21 protein-coding genes are annotated in these 22,572 nt (G+C 72.3%); 13 read left to right on the top strand and 8 right to left on the bottom strand.

Annotated elements, in window-relative coordinates; translation table 11 throughout:
- Nucleotides 1-3: 3 nt before the first annotated feature.
- Entirely contained in the window at nucleotides 4-720 is a 717-nt protein-coding gene (gene fabG, locus ABZY33_RS30050) for a 3-oxoacyl-[acyl-carrier-protein] reductase (RefSeq protein WP_356494847.1), read from the bottom strand.
- Nucleotides 721-904: 184 nt separating this feature from the next.
- Here fabG and ABZY33_RS30055 point away from each other — a divergent pair, with 184 nt between their 5' ends.
- From ABZY33_RS30055 to tyrS, 3 genes are all read left to right on the top strand, one after another.
- The gene (locus tag ABZY33_RS30055; protein ID WP_356494848.1) at nucleotides 905-2,428 is read left to right on the top strand and encodes a TldD/PmbA family protein; all 1,524 of its coding nucleotides are present in this window, start codon (nucleotides 905-907) and stop codon (nucleotides 2,426-2,428) included.
- Complete coding sequence (locus ABZY33_RS30060) at nucleotides 2,425-3,819, top strand: metallopeptidase TldD-related protein (protein WP_356494849.1); 1,395 nt, start codon at nucleotides 2,425-2,427, stop codon at nucleotides 3,817-3,819. Before ABZY33_RS30055 ends, ABZY33_RS30060 begins: the two co-directional genes overlap by 4 nt.
- A gap of 64 nt (nucleotides 3,820-3,883) precedes the next feature.
- Complete coding sequence (gene tyrS, locus ABZY33_RS30065; RefSeq protein WP_356494850.1) at nucleotides 3,884-5,155, top strand: tyrosine--tRNA ligase; 1,272 nt, start codon at nucleotides 3,884-3,886, stop codon at nucleotides 5,153-5,155.
- Nucleotides 5,156-5,227: 72 nt separating this feature from the next.
- On the opposite strand, the gene ABZY33_RS30070 is transcribed toward tyrS, so the two are convergent.
- Nucleotides 5,228-5,503 carry a GlsB/YeaQ/YmgE family stress response membrane protein gene (locus tag ABZY33_RS30070; RefSeq protein ID WP_324772364.1) on the bottom strand — a complete coding sequence of 92 codons (276 nt, stop codon included), beginning with the start codon at nucleotides 5,501-5,503 and terminating at the stop codon, nucleotides 5,228-5,230.
- A gap of 223 nt (nucleotides 5,504-5,726) precedes the next feature.
- Here ABZY33_RS30070 and ABZY33_RS30075 point away from each other — a divergent pair, with 223 nt between their 5' ends.
- Both ABZY33_RS30075 and ABZY33_RS30080 read left to right on the top strand, forming a co-directional pair.
- A complete protein-coding gene (locus ABZY33_RS30075) occupies nucleotides 5,727-6,080 on the top strand; it encodes a DUF3099 domain-containing protein (RefSeq protein WP_356494851.1) in 354 nt (117 codons plus the stop codon).
- Nucleotides 6,081-6,309: 229 nt separating this feature from the next.
- A complete protein-coding gene (locus ABZY33_RS30080; protein ID WP_356494852.1) occupies nucleotides 6,310-6,558 on the top strand; it encodes a hypothetical protein in 249 nt (82 codons plus the stop codon).
- Nucleotides 6,559-6,596: 38 nt separating this feature from the next.
- Here ABZY33_RS30080 and moaA read toward each other — a convergent pair whose 3' ends face one another.
- From moaA to ABZY33_RS30095, 3 genes are all read right to left on the bottom strand, one after another.
- Nucleotides 6,597-7,595 (bottom strand): GTP 3',8-cyclase MoaA, encoded by a 999-nt coding sequence (gene moaA / locus ABZY33_RS30085; protein WP_356494853.1) that lies wholly within the window; start codon nucleotides 7,593-7,595, stop codon nucleotides 6,597-6,599.
- A 146-nt stretch (nucleotides 7,596-7,741) separates the two neighbouring features.
- Nucleotides 7,742-9,367, bottom strand: a complete 1,626-nt coding sequence (locus tag ABZY33_RS30090) for a cation acetate symporter (protein WP_356494854.1) — start codon at nucleotides 9,365-9,367, stop codon at nucleotides 7,742-7,744.
- Nucleotides 9,364-9,735 carry a DUF485 domain-containing protein gene (locus tag ABZY33_RS30095; RefSeq protein WP_356494855.1) on the bottom strand — a complete coding sequence of 124 codons (372 nt, stop codon included), beginning with the start codon at nucleotides 9,733-9,735 and terminating at the stop codon, nucleotides 9,364-9,366. Before ABZY33_RS30095 ends, ABZY33_RS30090 begins: the two co-directional genes overlap by 4 nt.
- Before the next feature lie 317 nt (nucleotides 9,736-10,052).
- On the opposite strand from ABZY33_RS30095, the gene ABZY33_RS30100 reads away from it, so the two are divergent.
- The 3 genes from ABZY33_RS30100 to ABZY33_RS30110 all read left to right on the top strand — a co-directional run bounded on the left by ABZY33_RS30100 (nucleotide 10,053) and on the right by ABZY33_RS30110 (nucleotide 14,557).
- Nucleotides 10,053-11,591 carry a S8 family serine peptidase gene (locus ABZY33_RS30100; protein WP_356494856.1) on the top strand — a complete coding sequence of 513 codons (1,539 nt, stop codon included), beginning with the start codon at nucleotides 10,053-10,055 and terminating at the stop codon, nucleotides 11,589-11,591.
- An 11-nt stretch (nucleotides 11,592-11,602) separates the two neighbouring features.
- Nucleotides 11,603-13,108, top strand: a complete 1,506-nt coding sequence (locus ABZY33_RS30105; RefSeq protein WP_356494857.1) for a S8 family serine peptidase — start codon at nucleotides 11,603-11,605, stop codon at nucleotides 13,106-13,108.
- 81 nt (nucleotides 13,109-13,189) lie between these two features.
- A complete protein-coding gene (locus tag ABZY33_RS30110) occupies nucleotides 13,190-14,557 on the top strand; it encodes a CoA transferase (RefSeq protein ID WP_356494858.1) in 1,368 nt (455 codons plus the stop codon).
- Nucleotides 14,558-14,606: 49 nt separating this feature from the next.
- On the opposite strand, the gene ABZY33_RS30115 is transcribed toward ABZY33_RS30110, so the two are convergent.
- From ABZY33_RS30115 to ABZY33_RS30125, 3 genes are read right to left on the bottom strand one after another with little or no spacing between them, the layout of a single operon-like run.
- Nucleotides 14,607-15,650, bottom strand: a complete 1,044-nt coding sequence (locus ABZY33_RS30115; protein ID WP_356494859.1) for a zinc-dependent alcohol dehydrogenase family protein — start codon at nucleotides 15,648-15,650, stop codon at nucleotides 14,607-14,609.
- A gap of 21 nt (nucleotides 15,651-15,671) precedes the next feature.
- The gene (locus ABZY33_RS30120) at nucleotides 15,672-16,346 is read right to left on the bottom strand and encodes a lysoplasmalogenase (RefSeq protein ID WP_356494860.1); all 675 of its coding nucleotides are present in this window, start codon (nucleotides 16,344-16,346) and stop codon (nucleotides 15,672-15,674) included.
- Entirely contained in the window at nucleotides 16,343-17,230 is an 888-nt protein-coding gene (locus ABZY33_RS30125) for a sterol desaturase family protein (RefSeq protein WP_356494861.1), read from the bottom strand. The genes ABZY33_RS30120 and ABZY33_RS30125 overlap by 4 nt, the downstream gene beginning before the upstream one ends.
- A gap of 473 nt (nucleotides 17,231-17,703) precedes the next feature.
- On the opposite strand from ABZY33_RS30125, the gene ABZY33_RS30130 reads away from it, so the two are divergent.
- From ABZY33_RS30130 to ABZY33_RS30150, 5 genes are all read left to right on the top strand, one after another.
- Complete coding sequence (locus tag ABZY33_RS30130) at nucleotides 17,704-18,687, top strand: DEDDh family exonuclease (protein WP_356494862.1); 984 nt, start codon at nucleotides 17,704-17,706, stop codon at nucleotides 18,685-18,687.
- Nucleotides 18,688-18,750: 63 nt separating this feature from the next.
- Entirely contained in the window at nucleotides 18,751-18,984 is a 234-nt protein-coding gene (locus tag ABZY33_RS30135) for a hypothetical protein (protein ID WP_324772345.1), read from the top strand.
- Between the two features lie 77 nt (nucleotides 18,985-19,061).
- Nucleotides 19,062-19,859 carry an SURF1 family protein gene (locus tag ABZY33_RS30140; RefSeq protein ID WP_356494867.1) on the top strand — a complete coding sequence of 266 codons (798 nt, stop codon included), beginning with the start codon at nucleotides 19,062-19,064 and terminating at the stop codon, nucleotides 19,857-19,859.
- Between the two features lie 63 nt (nucleotides 19,860-19,922).
- Nucleotides 19,923-21,713, top strand: coding sequence for a glycoside hydrolase family 15 protein (locus ABZY33_RS30145; protein ID WP_356494863.1), 1,791 nt, complete (start codon nucleotides 19,923-19,925; stop codon nucleotides 21,711-21,713).
- Between the two features lie 4 nt (nucleotides 21,714-21,717).
- Nucleotides 21,718-22,473 carry an SDR family oxidoreductase gene (locus tag ABZY33_RS30150; protein ID WP_356494864.1) on the top strand — a complete coding sequence of 252 codons (756 nt, stop codon included), beginning with the start codon at nucleotides 21,718-21,720 and terminating at the stop codon, nucleotides 22,471-22,473.
- The last annotated feature ends 99 nt before the right edge of the window (nucleotides 22,474-22,572 follow it).

A 22,572-nucleotide genomic window follows, 5' to 3' on the forward strand; every position in this document is an offset into this window, starting at 1 on the left:
TGCTCAGTGACCCATTCCCAGTCCGCCGTCAACGGGAATGACGGCACCAGTGATGTACGAAGCGTCGTCGGACGCGAGGAAGCTGACCGCGGAGGCGATCTCCTCGACCCGCGCGTACCGGCCGAGCGGCACCTGCGACACGATGGCGGTGCGCTGCTCGTCGGTGAGCGCCTGGGTCATGTCGGTGTCGACAAAACCGGGGGCGACGACGTTGAAAGTGATGTTGCGCGAGCCCAGCTCACGGGCGAGGGAGCGGGCGAAACCGACGAGCCCCGCCTTCGAGGCGGCGTAGTTCGCCTGCCCCGCCGAGCCGAGCAGGCCGACGACCGAGGAGATCAGCACGACGCGGCCCTTCTTGGCGCGCAGCATGCCGCGGTTGGCCCGCTTGACGACCCGGAAGGTGCCGGTGAGGTTGGTGTCGAGGACGGACGTGAAGTCCTCCTCGGACATGCGCATGAGGAGCTGGTCCTTGGTGACGCCGGCGTTGGCGACCAGGACCTCGACGGGGCCGTGCTTCTCCTCGATCTCCTTGTATGCCTGCTCCACCTGCTCCGTGTCGGTGATGTCGCACTTGACGGCCAGGAAGCCCTGCTTCTCGAGCTCCGCCGGGTCTCCCGAGCGGTACGTGATCGCGACCTGGTCGCCGGCCTGAGCGAACGCGCGGGCGATGGCGAGGCCGATGCCCCGGTTTCCTCCGGTGACGAGAACCGAGCGGCTCAACGGATCACCCTTTCGATTTGCGGTGGTGGTTCATCGAAAAACCTATCGGTAGGACCCCAGGTACGGAGAATCGGCCACCGACAGTGACGAACACGACTCGCTGTCGAGTCCCTACAGAAAGGTCTGGCCGGGCGCCCCGCCGCGCGACATGATCGGGCGACACCGTGACGACAGGGAGACATTCGTGGCTCATACGATCGATGAGGCCTTCACGGCGCTGCCGCTGCGGGCCCTGGCCGACGCGGCTCTGGCCCGCGCCCGCGCCCTCGGCTCCGAGCACGCCGACTTCCGCCTGGAGCGCGTGCGCAACGGCGCGGTGCGGCTGCGGGACGCCCGGCCCGCCGGTGCGTCCGACACCACGGACCTCGGGTACGCGGTGCGGGTGGTGCACGGCGGGACCTGGGGCTTCGCGTCCGGCGTCGATCTGACGATGGACGCGGCGGCGAAGGTCGCGTCGCAGGCCGTCGCGATGGCCAAGCTGAGCGCGCAGGTGATCAAGGCGGCCGGGTCGGACGAACGGGTCGAACTCGCGGCCGAGCCGGTGCACGCGGACAGGACCTGGGTCTCCGCGTACGAGATCGATCCCTTCACGGTGCCGGAGGAGGAGCGGGCCGGGCTGCTCGCCGACTGGAGCGCGCGGCTGCTGGCCGCCGACGGGGTCTCCCACGTGGACGCTTCTCTGCTCTGCGTGCACGAGAACAAGTTCTACGCGGACACGTCCGGGACCGTGACGACCCAGCAGCGCGTCCGCCTCCACCCGCAGCTCACCGCGGTCGCCGTGGACGACGCGAGCGGCGAGTTCGACTCGATGCGCACGCTCGCGCCGCCGGCCGGGCGCGGCTGGGAGTACCTGACGGGCACCGGCTGGGACTGGGAGACGGAGCTGGCCGGGCTGCCGGAGCTGCTCGCCGAGAAGATGCGGGCGCCGAGCGTGCGCGCGGGCACGTACGACCTGGTCGTCGACCCGTCCAACCTCTGGCTGACCATCCACGAGTCGATCGGCCACGCCACCGAGCTGGACCGCGCGCTCGGCTACGAGGCGGCGTACGCGGGCACGTCCTTCGCCACGTTCGACCGGCTCGGGACGCTCAAGTACGGCTCCGAGATCATGAACGTGACGGGTGACCGCACCGCCGAACACGGGCTCGCCACCGTGGGGTACGACGACGAGGGGGTGGCCGGACAGTCCTGGGACCTGGTGAAGGACGGGACGCTCGTCGGCTACCAGCTCGACCGGCGCATCGCGAAGCTGACCGGGTTCGAGCGGTCCAACGGATGCGCGTACGCCGACTCCCCCGGGCACGTCCCGGTGCAGCGGATGGCCAACGTCTCGCTGCGGCCCGACCCGGGCGGCCTGTCGACCGACGACCTGATCGCGGGGGTCGACCGAGGTCTGTACCTCGTCGGCGACCGGTCGTGGTCGATCGACATGCAGCGGTACAACTTCCAGTTCACCGCCCAGCGCGCCTACGAGATCCGCGGTGGACGGCTCGCCGGGCAGGTGCGGGACTTCGCCTACCAGGCGACGACGACCGACTTCTGGGGCTCCATGGCGGCGGTCGGCGGACCGCAGACGTACGTCCTGGGCGGCGCCTTCAACTGCGGCAAGGCCCAGCCGGGCCAGGTCGCGGCCGTCTCGCACGGCTGTCCCTCCGCCCTCTTCAAGGGCGTCACCATCCTGAACACGACGCAGGAGGCGGGTCGATGAGCGGCCGCAGCAGCAAGCCGTACGAGATCGTCGAGCGCGCCCTGGAGCTGTCCCGGGCCGACGGCTGCGTCGTCATCGCCGACGAGACGTCCAGCGCCAATCTGCGCTGGGCGGGCAACGCGCTGACCACGAACGGGGTCACACGGGGGCGCACCCTGACCGTCGTCGCGACCGTCGACGGCAAGGAGGGCACCGCCTCGGGCGTCGTCTCCCGGTCCGCCGTCACCGCCGCCGACCTCGAACCGCTGGTCCGGGCCGCCGAGGAGGCGGCCGCCAAGGCCGGGCCCGCCGAGGACGCCCAGCCGCTCGTCGGGGGCGTACCGCACGACGCCGGTTTCACCCAGCCGCCCGCCGAGACCTCCTCGGCGGTCTTCGCGGAGTTCGCGCCCGCGCTCGGCGAGGCCTTCGCCCGGGCCCGCTCCGGCGGCCGTGAGCTGTACGGCTTCGCCCACCACGAGCTGACCTCCAGCTACCTCGGTACGTCGACGGGGGTGCGGCTCCGCCACGACCAGCCCAACGGGACGCTGGAGCTGAACGCCAAATCGCCGGACCGCGGGCGTTCGGCGTGGGCCGGCCGCGCCACGCGGGACTTCCGGGACGTCGACCCGGCGGCGCTCGACGCGGAGCTCGCGGTCCGGCTCGGCTGGGCGGAGCGCCGCGTCGACCTGCCCGCGGGCCGCTACGAGACGCTGCTGCCGCCGACGGCCGTCGCGGACCTGCTGATCTATCTGTTCTGGTCGGCGGGGGCGCGGGACGCGGCCGAGGGCAGGACCGTGTTCTCGAACCCGGGAGGCGGCACGCGGGTGGGCGAGCGGCTCAGCCGGCTGCCCCTGACCCTGCGCAGCGATCCGCACGAGCCGGGGCTGGAATCCGCCCCGTTCGTGCTGGCGCACTCCTCGGGGGACGACGCGTCCGTCTTCGACAACGGGCTGCCGCTGGCCGCCACCGAGTGGATCTCCCGGGGCGAGCTGAAGCGGCTGTCGACGACGCGGCACAGCGCCGGACTGACCGGGCTCCCGGTGGCGCCGGCCATCGACAACCTCGTCCTGGACGGCGGCTCGGGGAAGTCGCTGGAGGAGATGGTCGCCGCCACCGAGCGCGGACTGCTGCTGACCTGCCTCTGGTACATCCGTGAGGTCGATCCGGCCACGCTGCTGCTGACCGGGCTGACCCGGGACGGCGTGTACCTGGTGGAGGACGGCGAGGTGGTCGGCGAGGTGAACAACTTCCGGTTCAACGAGTCCCCGGTCGACCTGCTGGGCCGCGCCACCGAGGCCGGGCGCACGGAGAAGACGCTGCCCAGGGAGTGGGGCGACTGGTTCACCCGTGCCGCGATGCCCGCGCTGCGCGTACCGGACTTCAACATGAGCTCCGTCAGCCAGGGCGTCTGACCCCCGGGAATTGGCCCATAGACTGGGCGGGACCCAGCAGAACCGTTCAAGGAGACACAGAACCGTGACGGACATCGTCGACGAGCTGCAGTGGCGCGGGCTGTTCGCCCAGTCCACTGACGAGGACGCATTGCGCAAGGCTCTCGCGGACGGTCCCGTCACGTTCTATATCGGGTTCGACCCGACCGCGGCCTCGCTGCACGTCGGGCACCTGGTGCAGGTCCTGACCATGCGCCGCCTCCAGCAGGCGGGGCTGCGCCCGCTGGCCCTGGTCGGCGGCGCCACGGGCCAGATCGGCGACCCGCGCCCGACGGCCGAGCGCACGCTCAACGATCCGCAGACGGTCGCGGACTGGGTGTCGCGGCTGCGTTCGCAGATCGAGCCGTTCCTCTCCTTCGAGGGCGAGAACGCGGCGCTGATGGTGAACAACCTGGACTGGACGGCCGGTCTGTCGGCCATCGAGTTCCTGCGCGACATCGGCAAGCACTTCCGCGTCAACAAGATGCTCACCAAGGACTCCGTCGCCCGGCGCCTGGAGTCGCAGGAGGGCATCAGCTACACCGAGTTCAGCTACCAGCTGCTCCAGGGCATGGACTTCCTGGAGCTGTACCGGCGCCACGGCTGCACGCTCCAGCTCGGCGGCTCCGACCAGTGGGGCAACCTCACGGCGGGCCTGGACCTGATCCACCGCCTGGAGCCGCAGGCGTCGGCGCACTGCATCGCGACGCCGCTGATGGTGAAGGCGGACGGCACCAAGTTCGGCAAGACCGAGGGCGGCGCCATCTGGCTGGACCCGCAGATGACGACGCCGTACGCGTTCTACCAGTTCTGGCTGAACGTGGACGACCGGGACGTCTCGACGTACCTGCGCATCCTGTCGTTCCGCTCGCGGGAGGAGCTGGCGGAGCTGGAGCGCCAGACGCAGGAGCGGCCGCAGGCGCGGGCCGCGCAGCGGGCGCTCGCCGAGGAGCTGACGACGCTGGTGCACGGCGCCGGCCAGACCGCGGCCGTGATCTCCGCCTCCCGGGCCCTGTTCGGTCAGGGCGACGGGAATCTGGCGGACCTGGACGCGGCGACGCTGGCCGCCGCGCTCTCGGAGCTGCCGAGGGTCCAGGTCACCGAGGTCGGACCGGTCGTCGACCTGTTCGCCGAGGTCGGCCTGGTCGCGAGCAGGTCGGCGGCGCGCCGGACCGTGAAGGAGGGCGGCGCGTACGTGAACAACGTGAAGGTCGCCGCCGAGGACTTCGTCCCGGGCGCCGACCAGCTGCTGCACGGCCGCTGGCTGGTGCTGCGCCGCGGCAAGAAGAACCTGGCCGCGGTCGAGGTCACGGCCTGACGCACCGAGGGGCCGGTTCCTCCGGCGGCGCCGGGTGGGCGTCGCTGGAGGAACCGGCCCCTCGCGCGTCGGCTACGCCCTGCGCTTGTTGCCGCGCAACGCCGCCCAGGCCATGTCACCGACGCCGACCACCACCACGGCCCCGATCAGCTGCAACAGGTGCCGGATCCAGTCGATGCCCTTGGTGTCGTTGACGCCGAGGCCCGTGGCGGCCCAGTTGCCCAGGACGCTGCCGAGGATTCCGAAGACCGCAGTCAGCCACAGCGGGATCTGCTGCTTGCCCGGCAGGATCGCCTTCGCGATCAGACCGAGCACGAGACCCACGATGATTGCCCACAACCAGCTCATGCCGTCGCCTCCTCATGCGGCGTGAGAGTGCGCGGACGCGCACCGTGCGATCAGTCTCTGTCCGCGGCCCGTACGGCGCATGTCGGGCGGCGCCGTACGCGCTACGGCGGAGTCCGTTCGAGCGGGGCGGGACCGCCCCCCTCTCGTAGCCGACGCACCCCGGGCGTACGGTGGTGGGGGTCCGGTCCGGGGAGTGTCCGGCGCGATGCTCGGGTGGTGGAATGTGAAGCGCAAGCGCGGCAGCAACGACGGAGCACAGGTCTTCCGGATCACCGGGGCCCGGCAGGGGCTCGCGGCCGATGTCCGCGGCCGGCAGCGCAAGTACGTCATCTCGATGTCGGTCCGCACGCTCGCGGTGATCCTCACGGCCGTCCTGTGGGACGTGCAGCGACCGGTCGCCATCGTGACGCTGGTGCTCGGAGCGCTGCTCCCCTACGTCGCCGTGGTCTTCGCCAACGGGGGCCGGGAGAGCGCGCCGGCGCTGCCGTCGACCTTCGTGCCGGCGCCGACGCGGCCCATGATCGCGCCCACCGCGGCCGGTGGCGTGACGGAACCCGGTCCGCAGGACCGCGGCTGAGCGCGGCGCGCGGGGCCCGCGCGGCCCGGCCGCGAAGCTCAGGAAAAGCTCAGATCAATCATGGAGTTCCGGTGCCGGGCAGCGGGTCCCGCGTGACATACTGCGTACGCGCTCCGCATCCCCCGTCGGAGCGACGGACCGACGCCGGGCAGCTCCCCCCGTGGCTGCTCGGCGTCGCCATTTCCGGGGCGCCCACGCCACCGTTTCCGGGCCGTCCTAAGGTGAACGCGTGAACCTCGCGAACCTCTCCGGACCCTCCTCCCCGGACCCCACGACCCCGCAGTGCTCGGCCAAGGGCTGCCGCGGCGACGCCGTGTGGGTGCTCGCGTGGAACAACCCGAAACTGCACACACCGGACCGGCGCAAGACCTGGCTCGCGTGCGAGGAGCACCGGGAGCACCTCGCCCAGTTCCTCGGCGTCCGCGGTTTCCTCAAGGACGTCGTGGCCCTCGCGGAGTGGGACGCCGGGGTGGAGTGAACCGGCGCCGCCGGGCCCCGCGCACCGGCGCCGGGGGCTCAGCCGCCGATCGCCGACATGGGGCGGTCGGGCTGGAGGAACGTGGGGTCGTCCAGGCCCGAGCCCGCCTTCTTGCCCCACATCGCGAGCTTCCAGATCCGCGCGATGTTCTCGTCGCTGCTCTGCGGGCCGTCCGCGCGCAGGGCCGCGCGCAGATCCGTCTCCTCCGTGGCGAACAGGCAGGTGCGCACCTGGCCGTCGGCGGTGAGCCGGGTGCGGTCGCAGGCCGAGCAGAACGGCCGGGTCACCGAGGCGATGACGCCGACGCGGTGCGGTCCGCCGTCCACGACCCAGCGCTCGGCCGGCGCGGAGCCCCGCTCGCCGGAGCCCTCGGCGGTCAGCTCGAAGCGCGTACGGAGCGAGGCGAGAATGTCGCCCGCGGTGATCATGCCGTCCCGCTTCCAGCCGTGCTGGGCGTCGAGCGGCATCTGCTCGATGAAACGCAGCTCGTAGCTGTGCTCCACCGCCCAGGCCAGCAGCTCGGGGGCCTCGTCCTCGTTCAGCCCCGGCATCAGGACCGAGTTGATCTTCACCGGGGTGAGGCCCGCGTCGTGGGCGGCGGCCAGCCCCTCGATGACGTCCTTGTGGCGGTCGCGGCGGGTCAGGGTCTTGAAGACGTCGGGGCGCAGCGTGTCCAGCGACACGTTCACCCGGTCCAGGCCCGCCTGCTTGAGCGCCGCCGCGGTGCGCTTGAGGCCGATCCCGTTCGTCGTGAGGGACATCTGGGGGCGGGGCTCCAGGGCGGCGACCCGCTCGACGATGCCGACGAGACCCGGGCGGAGCAGGGGCTCGCCGCCGGTGAAGCGGACCTCGGTGATGCCCAGGTGCGTGACGGCGATGCGGACGAGGCGGACGATCTCGTCGTCCGTGAGCAGGTCCGGCTTGGCCAGCCATTGCAGGCCCTCCTCGGGCATGCAGTACGTGCACCGCAGATTGCACCGGTCGGTCAGTGAGACCCGCAGGTCGGTGGCGACTCGGCCATAGGTGTCGATGAGCACGTGGGCCCCCTCCCGGTGACGTGTTCTGCCTTGTACCCTCCGAGCCTACGTGACGGGTCCGACAGAGGCAGGCCTGTGATCCCACGAGCCTGCCGTGCCCCCGTCGTAGGGAGCTACGACGGGGGCGTGGCCTGCGCGGACGCGGTTCAGTGGGCGCCGGTGCCGGTGAGGGAGCGGACCTCCAGTTCGGCGTACTTGCCCTTGTCGGCCTTCTCCTTGGCCAGGTAGGTGCCGAGGACGCCGAGCAGGAAGCCGACCGGGATCGAGATGATGCCCGGGTTCTCCAGCGGGAACCAGTGGAAGTCGACGCCCTTGAACATGGACGTCTTCGGGTTGCCGGAGACGACGGGCGAGAACAGGACGAGGAAGACGGCGGTGAACAGGCCGCCGTAGATCGACCAGAGCGCGCCGTTGGTGTTGAACCGCTTCCAGAAGAGGCTGTAGAGGATCGTCGGCAGGTTCGCGGACGCGGCGACGGCGAACGCGAGGGCGACCAGGCCCGCGACGTTGAGGTCGCGGGCGAGCGCGCCCAGGGCGATGGAGACGATGCCGATGAAGACGGTGGCCCAGCGGGCGGCCCGCATCTCCTCCTTCTCGCCCGCCTTCCCCTTCTTGATGACGTTCGCGTAGATGTCGTGCGCGAAGGAGGAGGACGAGGCGAGGGTGAGGCCCGCGACGACCGCGAGGATCGTGGCGAAGGCGACGGCGGAGATGGAGGCCAGCAGGATCGCGCCCCAGCTGGAGTCCACGCCGCCCAGATGGAGGGCGAGCAGCGGGGCCGCCGTGTTGCCGGCCGGGTTCGAGGCGATGATCTCGGCGGGCTTGATGAGGGCGGCGGCGCCGAAGCCGAGCGCGATCGTCATCAGGTAGAAGGCGCCGATGATGCCGATGGCCCAGTTGACCGACTTCCGGGCGGCCTTGGCGGTCGGCACCGTGTAGAAGCGGATCAGGATGTGCGGCAGGCCCGCGGTGCCGAGCACAAGGGCGATGCCGAGCGAGAGGAAGTCGATCTTCGAGGTGGCCGTGGCGCCGTACTTGAGGCCCGGCTCCAGGAACGGGGAGCCCTTGCCGCTGTTCTCGGCGGCGGTGCCCAGCAGGTCGGAGATGTTGAAGTCGAACTTCAGCAGCACCAGGAAGGTGAGCAGGATCGTGCCCGCGATCAGCAGTACGGCCTTGACCATCTGCACCCAGGTGGTGCCCTTCATGCCGCCGATGGTCACGTACACGATCATCAGGATGCCGACGAGGGCGACGATGCCGATCTTGCCGGCGTCGGAGGTGATGCCGAGCAGCAGGGAGACGAGGACGCCGGCGCCCGCCATCTGCGCGAGCAGGTAGAAGATCGAGACGACGATCGTGGAGGTGCCCGCGGCGGTGCGGACCGGGCGCTGGCGCATCCGGTAGGCGAGGACGTCGCCCATCGTGTAGCGGCCGGAGTTGCGCAGCGGTTCGGCGACCAGGAGGAGCGCCACCAGCCAGGCGACCAGGAAGCCGATGGAGTAGAGGAAGCCGTCGTAGCCGAAGAGGGCGATGGCGCCGGCGATGCCGAGGAAGGACGCGGCGGACATGTAGTCGCCGGAGACGGCGAGGCCGTTCTGGAAGGCGGTGAACTGCCGTCCGCCCGCGTAGAAGTCGGCGGCGCTCTTGGTCTGGCGGCCCGCCCAGACGGTGATGACGAGGGTCGCGGCGACGAAGACCGCGAAGAGGGTGATGATCAGCGGCCGGTGCTGACTGGCCTCGGCGGCGGCCAGTACGTACGGTGCGGGGCTCATGCGCCGCCCTCCAGACGGGACTTGATGGCTTCGGCCTTCGGGTCGAGCTTCGCGGCGGAGTACCGCGCGTACCACCAGGCGATGAGGAACGTGGTGAGGAACTGGGCGAGACCGAGCACCAGGGCGACGTTGATGTTGCCGAAGAGCTTGGTGCCCATGAAGTCGCCCGCGTAGTTGGAGAGCAGGACGTAGACCAGGTACCAGGCGATGAAGGCGATGGTCAGCGGGAAGGCGAACGAGCGGTGGGCCTTGCGCAGTTCGCCGAAGTCCGCGCTCTGCTGCGCCGCGACGAACTCCTCGGGGGAGGGCAGGGCCACGTCGGCGGGGTCGGGGCTGCCCTTCTGGGGTGGTGGTGCGTCGGTGGCCACGGGGTCTCCTTGCGGTGCGGGTGCTGTCGGGGACGGATGCTTCTCACGTGACGCGGGTCACGTCAGCCGGGTCGCGATGGTAGGGCTCCCCGGCGTGATCCAACAGGGGGCCGGTTTCGGCCAGGGCTTCCTGCCCCACGGCACGCGGGCGCGGGCGCGGCGGTTCAACTCCGCTGCTTTCTTTCGGAATTCGTTGCTGACCTGCGTCGACCGGGATACGTTCGCACCGCACCACGCGTCATGTACCTGCCCGATCACCACATGTGTTCGGGCTTTTCCTTGTGCAGCGCACCCGCCCCGGATGATGTGGAGACCCCATGGCTCATCTGCCCGCCCGACGCCGCCGCCTCGCCCTCGCCCTGCCGATCGGCATCGCCCTGACGGCGTCCTTCGGTTTCTTGCCGTCCGCGTCCGCCGTGCCCGCCGACTCCCCGGCCGCGACGGCCGGTCCGGTGGACGAGGCGGCTGCGCTCGCGTACGTGGTGAACACGCGCGGCACCGACGGCCGCACGCTCGCCTCCGTGCGGCATGCGATATCCGCGGCCGGCGGCTCCATAGTCGAGACGTACCAGAAGATCGGCGTCTTCGTCGTCCACTCCTCGGACGCCCGCTTCGGCGAGCGGATACGCGCGGCGCGGGGTGTGGCCTCCGCGGGCGCGACCCGCACGGCCCCGCTCAGCCTCGCCGGCACCACCGACGAGGGCGCCGTACAGAAGCTCTCCCCGGCCGCCGCCAGGGCCGCGGCCGCCGCGGCCGGCACCGCGCAGGAGCCCCTGGAGGCCGACCAGTGGGACCTGCGGGCGATGGGCGCGGACAAGGCCGCGAAGATCAACCCGGGCAGCCGGAAGGTCACCGTCGGTGTCATCGACACCGGCGTCGACGACACCCACCCCGACCTGACGGCGAACTTCTCCGCCTCCCAGTCGGCGAGTTGTGTCGGCGGCAAGGCGGACACCTCGCCGGGCGCCTGGCGGCCCGCGAACCCGGACCACTACCACGGCACCCACGTCGCCGGTGAGATCGCCGCCGCACGCAACGGGATCGGCGTCGCGGGCGTCGCGCCCGGCGTGAAGGTCGCGGGCATCAAGGTGGCCGACCCGGTCAGCGAGCTGTTCTACCCCGAGAGCGTCGTCTGCGCCTTCGTGTTCGCCGCCGACCACGGCATCGAGGTCACCAACAACAGTTACTACGTGGACCCGTGGCTCTACAACTGCCTGGACGACCCCGACCAGCGGGGCATCGTCGACGCGGTGAACCGGGCCCAGCTGTACGCCCAGAAGAAGGGCACCCTGAACCTGGCGTCCGCGGGCAACTCCAACCACGACCTCGACGCGGACGCGATCCTGGACGACTCAAGCCCGGACGACTCGACGCCGGTGGACCGCACGATCGACCCGCACACCTGCCTCGACATCCCGACGCAGCTGCCCGGTGTCGTCACGGTCAGTTCGACGGGTGTGACCAAGGCCAAGGCGTACTACTCCAGTTACGGCAACGGCGTCATCGACATCGCGGCGCCCGGCGGCGACAAGTACCGCAAGCCCGCGGACACGCCCTCGAAGGACGGCCGCATCCTCTCCACGCTGCCCGGCGGCGAGTACGGCTGGCTCCAGGGCACGTCGATGGCGTCACCGCACGCGGCCGGGGTCGCCGCGCTCCTGAAGTCGACGCACCCGAAGGCGTCCCCGGCGCAGCTCCAGGCGCTGATGAAGGCCCAGGCCGACGAAGAGGTCTGCCCGGCCTCCTACGACGGTGACGGCGACGGCGTCACCGACGCGACCTGCGAGGGCGGCAAGCAGCGCAACGGCTTCTACGGCTACGGCATCGTCGACGCGCTCAAGGCGGTGAAGAAGTGACGGCGCCGCGCATGGGCAGGCGTCTCCTGCGCACCCTCGCGCTCCCCGCGGGTCTGGCCATGGCGTCCGCGTTCGCGGTCGTGCCGGACGCCGGCGCGACGCAGCCGTCCGTGACGGCGGACGGCCCCGAACTGAGCTACGTCGTCAACGTCCGGCCGGGCCACGGGAACGCGGCCCGCGCCGAGCGGGCCGTCGGCAGGGCGGGCGGCAGCGTCGTCATCGCCTACGACAGGATCGGCGTCCTCGTCGCGCACTCGAAGAACCCGGCGTTCGCGCGGACGATCCGCGCCGTCAAGGGCGTGCAGTCGGCCGGTGCCACGCGCACCGCGCCGCTGGCCGCGCAGTCCAGCGACGACATCGCCACGGAGCGGGTGCTGACCGCGGCGGAGGCCGGGAAGGCGGCCGCGCGGGCGACGTCGGCGCAGGATCCGCTGGAGCCGCTCCAGTGGGACCTGCCGGCCATGAAGGCGGACCGGGCCCATGAGAAATCGCTGGGCAGCCCCCGGGTGACGGTCGGGGTGCTCGACTCCGGCGTGGACGACACCCACCCGGACATCGCGCCGAACTTCGACCGGAAGGCGTCGGCCAGTTGCCTGGGCGGCGTGCCCGTGCAGAAGGACGACGCGTGGCGTCCGGTGGCCGGTGAGTCCGACCACGGCATGCACGTGGCGGGCACGATCGCCGCCGCGAAGAACGGCGTCGGCGTCACCGGGGTCGCGCCGGGCGTGAAGGTGGCGAGCCTGAAGGTGGCCGAGCCGGCGACCGGCATGTACTACACGGAGGCCGTCGTCTGCGGCTTCGTGTGGGCGGCCGATCACGGTGTCGACGTCACCAACTCCAGCTACTACACGGACCCGTGGCTCTTCAACTGCACGACGGACGCCGACCAGAAGGCGCTCGTCACGGCGGTCGGCCGGGCCACCCGGTACGCGGAGCGCAAGGGCGCGGTGAACGTCGCCGCGGCCGGCAACGCCTCGACCGACCTCGCGCAGGACGAGATCGCCGACGACTCCTCGCCGGACGACACGACGCCGGTGCCGCGGACGGTGCGGACGAAGGACTGCTTGGACATCCCGTCGCAGCTGCCCGGGGTGGTCACCGTCTCGGCGACCGGCGCCAAGGGCATCAAGGCGTCGTACTCGAACTGGGGCAGGGACGTCATCGACATCGCGGCGCCGGGCGGCGACACCACCGCCTACCAGCCGCCCGCTCCCCCGGCGACCAGCGGCCTGATCCTCTCGACGCTGCCGGGCGGCAAGTACGGCTACAAGGCGGGTACGTCGATGGCGTCGCCGCACGTCGCGGGCGTCGCCGCGCTCATCAAGTCGACGCATCCGCACGCCTCGGCGGCCCAGGTGAAGGCGCTCCTCTACAAGGAGGCCGACGCGACGCCGTGCACCGCCCCGTACGACATCGACGGTGACGGCACCGTCGACGCGGTGTGCGTGGGAAGCAAGGGCAAGAACAGCTTCTACGGAGCGGGTGCGGCGGACGCGCTGGACGCCGTGACCAAGTAGCGGGCGGACACCGGGAAGCGGTGGGGAGGGGCGTCGGCCCCTCCCCACCGCTTCATGCGGACCGTCCGGCATAGTTCTTGCATGACACATGCACCGGACGCCGCCGCTGTCTGGGACGCACTCGGCGGAGACCCCGCGCTGCTGTCCCGCATCTCGTACCGCCCGCGCGCGGGCGCGCTCCCCGCGCGGCTGCCCGTGATCGAGCTGGCCCGTGCCTGCGTGGGCGCGTGCGCGCTGGCGGCCGCCGAACACGCCGCCACGCGCGCGGGGCGGCCCGTCGGCGGCGTTCAGGTCGACGACGGGGCGGTGGCGACCGCCTTCCACAGCGAACGGCACCTGCGCATCGACGGCCGCGCGCCCGTCAACTTCGCCCCCTTGTCGCGTTTTTGGCGGACCGCCGACGGCCTGCTCCGCACCCACGCCAACTACCCGCACCACCGGGAGCGGCTCTGCGCCGCGCTGGGCGTCGGCGCGGACGCGACGGTGGAGGAGGTGGCGGAGCTGCTCGCCGCACGGCCCGCCCACGAGGTCGAGGAGACGGTGTACGCGGCCGGGGGCCTGGCCGTCGCGCTGCGGACGCCCGGGGAGTGGGCGGCACATCCGCAGGGCGCCGCGGTGGCCGCCCGCCCGGTGCTGACGCGGGAGCGGGTGGACGGCGCCGCGCCGCGCGCCGCCCGGGGCGGCGGGCCGCGCGTCCTGGACCTCACCCGGGTCCTCGCGGGCCCGGTCGCCACCCGGACCCTCGCGCTGCTCGGCGCGGACGTGCTGCGGGTGGACGCGCCGCAGCTGCCGGAGGACGCGGACACGCACGCCGACACCGGCTTCGGGAAGCGCTCGGCCCGCCTCGACCTGCGCGACGGCGCGGACCGGCGGACCTTCGACGCGCTGCTGGCCGAGGCCGACGTGGTGGTCACGGGGTACCGGCCCGGCGCGCTCGACCGGTTCGGGCTCGCCCCGCAGGCGCTCACCGAGCGGCGTCCCGGGCTCGTCGTGGCGTCCTTGTCGGCGTGGGGCGCGTACGGGCCGTGGGCCGGACGGCGCGGCTTCGACAGCCTCGTCCAGGTGGCGACCGGCATCGCCGCGATCGAGGGTGCGGCGGCCGAGCCGGGCGCCCTGCCCGCGCAGGCGCTCGACCACGGCACCGGGTACCTGATCGCGGCCGGTGTGCTGCGGGCCCTCACCGACCAGGCCGCGTACGGCGGTTCGTACGTCCTGCGGTACGCGCTCGCGCAGACGGCGGGGTGGCTGGTGAACGGCCTCGCCCGCCCCGCGCCGCAGCCGTCCGGCGCTCCGCTGGAGCCCGCTGACTGGCTGGCGGAGACGGACAGCGCGCTGGGCCGGCTCCGCCACGCGCTGTCTCCGGTGTCCTTCGCCGGCGGGCCCGCGGACTGGGCGCGGCCGCCGGGCCGGTGGGGCGCGGACGCGCCGGTGTGGCTGCCGCGCGGCTGAGAGGCGGGGCGGGGCGTGGTCCGTGCACCGCCCCGCTTCCGCGTCCGTCCTAGTTCGTGACCATGACCTTCAGGGCGGTGCGCTCGTCCATCGCCTTGTAGCCGTCGGGCACGGCCTCGACGCCGACCGTCAGGTCGAAGACGGGCGACGGGTCGATCGTGCCGTTCAGGACGTCGGGCAGCAGCTCGGGGATGTAGGCGCGCACGGGGGCGACGCCGCCGCGCAGCGCGATGTTCCGGTTGAACATGACGCCGAGGTCGAGGCCGGTGCCGCTGCCGTGCGGGACGCCGACGTAGCCGACGGCGCCGCCGTCGCGGGTGATGTTCACGGCCGTCCGCATGGACTGCTCGGTGCCGACGGCCTCGATGACGCAGTGCGCGCCCTGGCCGCCGGTCAGTTCGCGGATCGCCGCGACGGCCGCGTCACCGCGTTCGGCGACGACGTCGGTGGCGCCGAAGCGGCGCGCGATGTCGGTACGCGCCTCGTGCCGCCCGAGCGCGATGATCCGCCCGGCGCCGAGCCGCTTCGCCGCGAGGACCCCGCACAGGCCGACCGCGCCGTCCCCGACGACGGCGACCGTGGCGCCCTCGCGCACGCCCGCGCCGAGGGCGGCGTGGTGGCCGGTGCCCATCACGTCGGAGAGCGTGAGCAGGGCGGCGAGGAGGTGGTCGTCGGAGGCGGCGTCGGCGGGCAGCGTGACCAGGGTGCCGTCGGCGTACGGGACGCGTACGGCCTCGCCCTGGCCGCCGTCGTAGCCGACCGCGCCCCAGAAGCCGCCGTGTTCGCACGAGGTGGTCAGCCCTTCGCGGCAGTAGGCGCAGACGCCGTCCGACCACATGAAGGGCGCGACCACGAGGTCGCCGCGGCGCACGCCGGACACCTCGGAGCCGGTCTCCTCGACGATGCCGAGGAACTCGTGTCCGATGCGCTGGCCCGGCTCGCGCGCCGCCTCGCCCCGGTAGGCCCACAGGTCGCTGCCGCAGATGCAGGCCCGCAGGACGCGGACGACGGCGTCGGTGGGCAGGACGACGACGGGGTCGGGGACGTCCTCCACCCGCATGTCGTACGGGGCGTGGATGGTGGTGGCGCGCATGAGGTGGTTCCTTTGTGCAGGTCAAAGAGGTGTGCGCCGGATCGCGGCGCTCTGTTCACGGTACGCCGCACCCGGTGCGGCACGCGCGTCGAGGACCCCGCGGGCCAGCAGGTACTGCGCCGCCGCGTAGGTGGCCATGATCCAGAAGTCGGGGCGCGGCGGCTGCGGCCGGTCGGCGATGCCGGTGGCGATGAGCGTGTCGGAGAGCAGGAAGAGCGCGCCGCCGGTCCCGGCCACGGGCCCGAGCCGGCAGGCGCCGTACGCCATGGCGGTGAGCAGCACGCTGTAGCCGGCGACGGGCCCGCGCATCTCTCCCGGCAGTCCCGGCCACAGGACGGCGACCGTCGCGACGAGGGCGGCGCCGTAGGCGGCGCCCAGCAGGACGCCCCGCGCGCGGGGCGTCCCGTGCCGCCGGAAGAGGACCAGGTAGCAGCCGTGTCCGGCGGCGAAGCAGCCCATGCCGGCGAGGAACGCGGCGTCCTGGTCGACGAGGAGCAGGACGTCGCCGCCCCACCCGAACAGCAGGGCGGCGCAGAGCAGCCGGGGTCCGCCGCTCGCGGCGGCGTAGGCCGCGAGCAGGGGCATGAGGAGCGGTTTGGCGACGGTGTGCGTCGCGTCCGATCCGGCGAGGAGCGCGACCAGGTCGACGGCGCACAGGGCGAGGAAGCCGGTGCGCAGCGCCCGGGACAGGGTCACGCGGCGCCCTCGGGGACCTTCCGCGGGGCGGCGGGGGTCGCGGCGGCGGGGCGGGGCTGCCAGCCAGGGCCGCAGAAGACCCGTCCGGCCCGTTCGCGCCAGCTGTCCGCCGCTTTCAGGTCCCGGGCGATCGCCGCGTACTCGTGGGTGGCGACGCGCAGCGGGTTGTACGTGCTGATGTTCTTGGTGAGCCCGAAGACCGGGCGGTCGCCCTCGGCGACCCACGAGCCGAAGAGGCGGTCCCAGACGATGAGGATGCCGCCGAAGTTCCGGTCCAGGTAGCCGCCTTGGGAGGCGTGGTGGACGCGGTGGTGGGAGGGGGTGTTGAAGACGTACTCGAAGGGGCGCCACATCTTGTCGATGCGTTCGGTGTGGATCCAGAACTGGTAGACGAGGTTGGCCGACGAGCAGAACGCGAGCGCGGCCGGGTGCACCCCGCACGCGATGAGCGGCAGGTAGAACGGCCACACGGTGAGGCTGGTCCAGGGCTGGCGCAGCGCGGTCGAGAGGTTGAACTTGCGGCTGGAGTGGTGCACCACGTGGCAGGCCCACAGGATGCGGATGACGTGGTGCCCGCGGTGCGACCAGTAGTAGCAGAAGTCCTGCCCGAGCAGCATCAGCGGGACCGTCCACCACAGGACGGGCACGCGCAGCGGGGTCAGTTCGTAGACCGCCGTGTACAGGGCGACGATGGGGATCTTCCACAGGAAGTCGAAGACGAGGCTTCCCAGCCCCATGGTGATGCTGGTCGCCGCGTCCTTGGTCTCGTACCCGGCGGCGTCCTCATCGGGGTGGATGCGCACGCTCACGATCTCCACGATCGTGAGCAGCACGAAGGCGGGTATCGACCAGAGCACGACATCGGGCAGGTTCGGCGTCGACATGCGTGCACCGTAAGGGCAGGTGGCGGGCGTCGGCTAGGGGTTGTTACCGACAAGTATTACCGCGGGTACGAGACCGGTTCGCGTCTCGCCGGCGGCCGGGCCCGGCATGCGGTGGCTATCGGCCACCGGGATGTCAGCAGGGCGGCGCCGCAGTGCCGTTCGGGGTGCTGGCCACGGACCCGGCGAGCGGCGGTCGCGGGCCCGCGCGCCGGTCATGCCGCGTGCACCTCGTGCACCAGGGCCTGTTGCGCGGGCAGGACGAACCGGGAGCGGGCCCCGGCGCGGCACCCCGGCGAGGAGGAGCTGTGGGGCGAGCGGGAGCAGGCCGCCGAGGGCGACTCCGGAGCGGCTGGTCACCACCTCCGTACGGGCGCTGGTGAACTCCCTGCCCGGCCCCGCGACTTGACGCCCGCTCCGGCCAGCGGGGCGGGCGGCGGCAGAAGTGTCAGTGACGGCCCGTATCCTCAGGGACCATGCTCGAAGACCGCCCGACCGTGTCGTCCGTAGCCCCCTGGCCGACCGCGTACCCCAAGGGATACGCGGTCGTCGACGTGGAGACCACCGGTCTCTCCCGGGACGACCGGATAATCTCGGCCGCCGTCTACCGGCTCGACGCGCAGGGCGTGGTCGAGGACCACTGGTACACGCTGGTCAACCCCGAGCGCGATCCGGGCCCGGTGTGGATCCACGGTCTGACGACGGACGTGCTGGCGGGCGCGCCGCTCTTCCCGGAGATCGCCGCGGAGTTCGCGGCGCGCCTCGACGACCGCGTACTGGTCGCGCACAACGCGGTCTTCGACTGGTCGATGATCGCCCGCGAGTACGCGCGCGCCCGGCTGACCGCGCCGGTCCGCCAGCGGCTGTGCACCATCGCGCTCTCCAAGGAGCTGGGCCTGCCGTTGCCCAACCACAAGCTGGAGTCGCTCGCCGCGCACTTCGGGGTGGTCCAGGAGCGCGCGCACCACGCGCTCGACGACGCGCGCGTGCTCGCGGAGGCGTTCCTGCCGAGCCTGCGGGCGGCCGCCGCGAAGAACGTGCGGCTGCCGCTCCTGGAGTGCCGCCCGCTCACCGAGTTCTCGGAGCCGTCGGTGCCGCGCCAGCCGGGCGCCGCCTACCGGGGCGGGGGCGCGGGCAGTTGGCGCCCCTCGCGCAAGCGCCCGGCGTGCCCGTACCCCAACCCGGGCCGGTACGAACCGGGCAAACCGCTCAAGCAAGGCATGCGGGTCGCGTTCTCCGGGGACACCTCGGTCGAGCGGGAGCTGCTGGAGGACCGGGCGGTGGAGGCGGGCCTGCATGTGGCGACGAGCCTGTCCCGGCTGACCAGCCTCCTGGTGACCAATGACCCGGACTCGTACACCTCGAAGGTCGTGAAGGCGAAGCAGTTCGGTACGCCGGTCATGGACGAGGCGGCGTTCGGACAGCTGTTGCAGGACGTGGCGGACGCGACAGACGGGTGATTGCGGGGCGACTCGCCCGGCGCCCGCTCGCCCGGCGCCGCCCCGGCGCCCACCCTGTGGCGCATGGCACGTTGTGAAGTCTGCGGAAACGACTACGGCATGTCCTTCGAGGTGCACGCCCAGGGGGCGGTGCACGTCTTCGACTGCTTCTCCTGCGCGATCCACCGCATGGCCCCGATCTGCGAGCACTGCCGGTGCCGCATCATCGGCCAGGGCGTCGAGGTCGAAGGGCACTGGTTCTGCGGGGCGCACTGCTCCCGCGCGGAGGGGATGGTGGGCATCGTCGACAACGTCTGACCGCTCCCCCGGGCCGCCCGCCCCAATCGGGCGCACCCCGCTGAAAACACCCCATGGCCGAGCGGTACGGTCATGGGGTGTACCGCTTCCTGTTGACCCGGCAGTGGGTGATCCTCACCCTGGTCGCCCTCGTCCTCATCCCCACGATGATCCGGCTCGGCATCTGGCAGATGCACCGCTACGACGAGCGCGCCGCCCGGAACCAGCTGGTCACGGACGCGCTGTCGGCGAAGCCTGTACCGGTGGAGGAGCTGACCACGCCGGGGCACACCGTCACCAGCCGTGAGCGGTACCACTCCGTGCGGGCGACCGGCCGCTTCGACACCGGCCGCGAGGTCGTCGTGCGCCGCCGCACCAACGCCGACGACGAGGTGGGCTACCACGTCCTGACCCCGCTCGTCCTGGCCGACGGCAAGGTGCTGCTCGTCAACCGCGGCTGGATCCCCGCCGACGGGCCGAGCCAGTCCGCCTTCCCGAAGGTCCCCGCGCCGCCGCGCGGCGAGGTCACCGTCACCGGCCGCCTGATGCCGGACGAGACGACCGCGGCGAGCGGTATCAAGAACCTCAAGGGACTCCCCGACCGGCAGGTGATGCTGGTCAACAGCGCGCAGCAGGCGAAGCGGCTCGGCGCCCAGGTGCTCGGCGGCTACGTGGCGCAGACCGACCCCGAGCCGAAGGGCGACGTCCCCGAACTGCTCGGCAAGCCGGGCAAGGAGGACTCCGCGCTGAACTTCGCGTACGCGTACCAGTGGTGGCTGTTCGCCGCGGCGGTGCCGGTCGGGTGGGTGATCCTGGTCCGCCGCGAGCTGCGCGACCGCCGCAGGAAGGGCGAGTCCGAGCAGAGCGTCGAGAACACTGCCCCGGCCGCGGTCTAGCAGGTCTCACTCGGCCGGTCCCGTCCTGGATTGCCGTGGCGGGGCGCCGGGAACTCGCACCGCGTGCACCCATACATCGAGGACTACGCCCTCATCGGCGACGAACAGACCGCGGCCCTGGTCGCCAAGGACGGTTCCGTCGACTGGCTCTGTCTGCCCCGCTTCGACTCACCCGCCTGTTTCGCCGCGCTGCTCGGCTCCGAGGAGAACGGCCACTGGCGCCTGGCCCCCAAGGGCGCCGGTGCCTGTACGCGCCGCGCCTACCGCCCCGGCTCCCTGGTCCTGGACACCGAGTGGGAGACCGACGAGGGACACGTGCGGGTCACCGACTTCATGCCGCAGCGCGACCAGGCACCCGATCTCATCCGTATCGTCGAGGGGATCAGCGGCCGCGTCACCGTGCGCGGCACCCTGCGGCTGCGCTTCGACTACGGCAACGTCGTGCCGTGGGTGCGGCGCAGCGACGGGCACCGGGTCGCCGTCGCGGGTCCGGACGCGGCCTGGCTGCGCAGCGTGCCCGAGGTGCACACCTGGGGCGAGTCCTTCGGCACCCACTCCGAGTTCACCGTCGAGGAGGGCGAGACGGTCGCCTTCGTGCTGACCTGGCACCCCTCGCACGAGCCGCGCCCCGCGCTCATCGACCCGCACGAGGCGCTGCGGCACAGCCTCGCGGACTGGCAGGCCTGGGCGGACCGGTGCCGTTACGAGGGCCCGCACCGGGAGGCCGTCCTGCGCTCCCTGCTGACCTTGAAGGCGCTCACGTTCGCGCCGACCGGCGGCATGGTCGCGGCCCCCACCACCTCGCTGCCGGAGGAGATCGGCGGCGTACGGAACTGGGACTACCGCTACTGCTGGCTGCGTGACTCCACCCTCACCCTGAACGCGCTGGTCTCGGCCGGATATCTGGACGAGGCCGAGGCCTGGCGCGACTGGCTGGTGCGCGCGGCGGCCGGGGACCCCGCCAAGCTGCAGATCATGTACGGCCTCTCCGGCGAGCGGCGGCTGCCCGAGCAGGAGCTGGACTGGTTGCGCGGTTTCCGCGACTCGGCGCCCGCACGCAGCGGGAACGACGCCGTGCAGCAGTTGCAGCTCGATGTGTACGGCGAGGTCGTCGACTCGCTGGCGCTGGCCCGGCGGGCGGGGCTGCACGACAAGCCGCACGTCTGGCAGTTGCAGCTGGCCCTCCTCGACTTCCTCCACGACGCGTGGCGCGAGCCCGACGAGGGGTTGTGGGAGGTGCGCGGCCCGCGCCGCCACTTCGTCCACTCCAAGGTGATGACCTGGGTCGCCGCCGACCGCACGGTGCGCGCGATGGAGGCGGACCCGACCCTGCCCGGCGACCTCGACCGGCTGCGCAAGCTGCGCGACACCATCCACCAGGACGTCTGCGAGCGGGGCTTCGACTCCGAGCGGGGCACCTTCACGCAGCACTACGGCTCCACGGAACTCGACGCGGCGACGCTGCTCATCCCGCGCGTGGGCTTCCTGCCGCCGGACGATCCGCGGGTGGTCGGCACCGTCGACGCGGTCCGCGCGGAGCTGGCCCAGGACGGTTTCGTCCGCCGCTACAGCACGGACCTCACCGTGGACGGACTTCCGGGCGACGAGGGGGCCTTCCTCGTCTGCTCGTTCTGGCTGGCGGACGCCCTGCACATGACGGGCCGCACGAAGGAGGCCCGGGAACTGTTCGAGCGGCTCGTGGCGCTCCGCAACGATGTCGGGCTGCTCGCGGAGGAGTACGACCCGAACGCCGGCCACCTGCTCGGCAACTTCCCGCAGGCCTTCAGCCACATCGGCCTCGTGACCACGGCGCTGACCCTGTTCGGCACCGGCGACGCGGGAGAGGCAGGATAGGGCCATGGATCTTGGACTGAAGGACCGTGTCTACGTAGTCACCGGCGCGACCCGCGGCCTCGGCAACGCCGCCGCGCGTGAGCTGGTCGCCGACGGCGCGAAGGTGGTGATCACCGGCCGCGACGAGCAGCGCGCCACGGACGCGGCGGCCGAGCTGGGCCCGAACGCGGTGGGGGTCGCCGTCGACAACGCGGATCCGCAGGTCGCGGAGCGGGTGATCGCGTCGGCGCGGGAGCACTTCGGCCGATTCGACGGCGTGCTCATCAGCGTGGGCGGGCCCACGCCCGGCTTCGTCGCGGACAACACGGACGAGCAGTGGCAGGCCGCGTTCGAGTCGGTGTTCCTCGGCGCGGTGCGGCTCGCGCGGGCCGCGGCGGCCGAGCTGGGCGAGGGCGGCGTCATCGGGTTCGTGCTCTCCGGTTCGGTGCACGAGCCGATCCCCGGCCTGACCATCTCGAACGGGCTGCGGCCGGGCCTCGCCGGGTTCGCCAAGTCCCTCGCCGACGAGCTGGGGCCGCGCGGCATCCGCGTCATCGGCCTGCTGCCCGCGCGCATCGACACGGACCGGGTCCGCGAGCTGGATGCGCTGTCGGCCGACCCGCAGGCGACCCGGGCGGCCAACGAGTCGCGGATCGCCCTGCGGCGGTACGGGGCGCCGGCCGAGTTCGGCCGGACCGCGGCGTTCTTCCTGTCGCCCGCCGCCTCGTACCTGACCGGCGTCATGCTCCCCGTCGACGGCGGTCACCGCCGCGGTTTCTGACCGCCGCCGTGCCACTACGAGAAGGCGTTCGCCGACGAGCCGTTCGTCGAGCTGCTGCCCGAGGGCCAGTGGCCCGCCACGGCCGCCGTGTACGGGTCG

Origin of the sequence: Streptomyces sp. NPDC006552, from assembly GCF_040611655.1 — a bacterium.
Taxonomy (GTDB): Bacteria; Actinomycetota; Actinomycetes; order Streptomycetales; family Streptomycetaceae; genus Streptomyces.

Bases quoted from the DNA above. Each gene is read 5' to 3' on its own strand.
- ABZY33_RS30100 (WP_356494856.1), top strand. From the start codon at position 10,053: ATGGCTCATCTGCCCGCCCGACGCCGCCGCCTCGCCCTCGCCCTGCCG.
- ABZY33_RS30115 (WP_356494859.1), bottom strand. From the start codon at position 15,650: ATGCGCGCCACCACCATCCACGCCCCGTACGACATGCGGGTGGAGGAC.
- ABZY33_RS30135 (WP_324772345.1), top strand. From the start codon at position 18,751: ATGGCACGTTGTGAAGTCTGCGGAAACGACTACGGCATGTCCTTCGAG.
- ABZY33_RS30130 (WP_356494862.1), top strand. From the start codon at position 17,704: ATGCTCGAAGACCGCCCGACCGTGTCGTCCGTAGCCCCCTGGCCGACC.
- ABZY33_RS30105 (WP_356494857.1), top strand. From the start codon at position 11,603: ATGGGCAGGCGTCTCCTGCGCACCCTCGCGCTCCCCGCGGGTCTGGCC.
- ABZY33_RS30070 (WP_324772364.1), bottom strand. From the start codon at position 5,503: ATGAGCTGGTTGTGGGCAATCATCGTGGGTCTCGTGCTCGGTCTGATC.
- ABZY33_RS30150 (WP_356494864.1), top strand. From the start codon at position 21,718: ATGGATCTTGGACTGAAGGACCGTGTCTACGTAGTCACCGGCGCGACC.
- ABZY33_RS30060 (WP_356494849.1), top strand. From the start codon at position 2,425: ATGAGCGGCCGCAGCAGCAAGCCGTACGAGATCGTCGAGCGCGCCCTG.
- ABZY33_RS30090 (WP_356494854.1), bottom strand. From the start codon at position 9,367: ATGAGCCCCGCACCGTACGTACTGGCCGCCGCCGAGGCCAGTCAGCAC.
- ABZY33_RS30110 (WP_356494858.1), top strand. From the start codon at position 13,190: ATGACACATGCACCGGACGCCGCCGCTGTCTGGGACGCACTCGGCGGA.
- ABZY33_RS30125 (WP_356494861.1), bottom strand. From the start codon at position 17,230: ATGTCGACGCCGAACCTGCCCGATGTCGTGCTCTGGTCGATACCCGCC.